Source organism: Nitrospirota bacterium (assembly GCA_016219645.1).
GTDB lineage: Bacteria > Nitrospirota > Nitrospiria > Nitrospirales > Nitrospiraceae > Palsa-1315.
The window spans coordinates 1-1,176 of record JACRLR010000071.1; the positions used below are offsets into that span (position 1 = coordinate 1).

Consider the following 1,176-nt stretch of genomic DNA (forward strand, 5'->3'; position numbering starts at 1 on the left):
AGGATGTTCTTCGGCGGGAAAACGATGATCTTGCCGCCGGACAATCCCTTGCCGATATAGTCGTTGGACTCCCCTTCCAGCGTCAGCGTGATGCCCTTCGCGAGAAAGGCCCCGAACGATTGGCCAGCCGAGCCAGAGAACTTGATTGAGATCGTGTCTTCCGGCAACCCATCCGGCCCGTACGTCTTCGCGATCTTGCTGGAGAGCACCGTGCCGGTCGTCCGGTTGATGTTCCTGATTGGAAGATCGAGTGTGACCTTCTCACCCTTCTCAATGGCGATCTTGCAGAGCTCGACGAGTTTGTTGTCGAGGATGTCGGCAAGACCATGGTCCTGCTTCTGCACGCAATAACGCGGCACATCCACCGGCACATCCGGAGCCGTCAGTAGCGGCGTGAGATCCAGCCCCTTGGCTTTCCAGTGGTCGACAGCTGTCGTGATCTTGAGCTTGTCGACGCAGCCGACCATCTCGTTGATTGTCCTGAAGCCGAGTTTCGCCATCAACTGCCGTGCTTCTTCGGCTACGAAGAACAGGTAATTGACGATGTGTTCCGGCTTGCCGTTGAATTTCTTGCGCAATTCAGGGTCTTGTGTCGCGATCCCGACCGGGCAGGTATTCAGATGGCACTTGCGCATCATGATGCAGCCTTCGACGATGAGGGGAGCGGTCGCGAACCCATATTCTTCCGCACCGAGCAGCGTAGCGATGACCACGTCGCGGCCGGTTTTCATCTGACCGTCCGTTTCAACACGGATGCGTCCACGAAGATCATTGAGGACCAGCGTCTGATGAGTTTCCGCCAGTCCCAGCTCCCAAGGAATTCCGGCGTATTTGATCGACGACAACGGTGACGCACCCGTGCCGCCCGAATCGCCGCTGATGAGCACCTTGTCCGCATGGGCCTTGGCAACACCGGCTGCGACCGTGCCGACGCCGACCTCCGCCACCAGTTTCACGGAGACCCCGGCATCAGGATTGGAATTCTTGAGGTCGAAGATCAGCTGGGCTAAATCCTCGATCGAATAGATGTCGTGATGCGGCGGCGGCGAAATCAGTTGCACGCCCGGCGTGGCATACCGAAAGCGCGCGATGTTTTCGTCCACCTTGTGCCCCGGCAATTGACCGCCCTCACCCGGTTTCGCACCCTGTGCCATCTTGATCTGCAATTCCCGCGCG

1 protein-coding gene is annotated in these 1,176 nt (G+C 58.4%); it reads right to left on the minus strand.

The features are described 5' to 3' along the window. Positions 1-1,176, minus strand: a 1,176-nt coding sequence (locus tag HZB34_17810; GenBank protein MBI5317819.1) for a glutamate synthase subunit alpha, incomplete at both ends; no start/stop codon positions are given.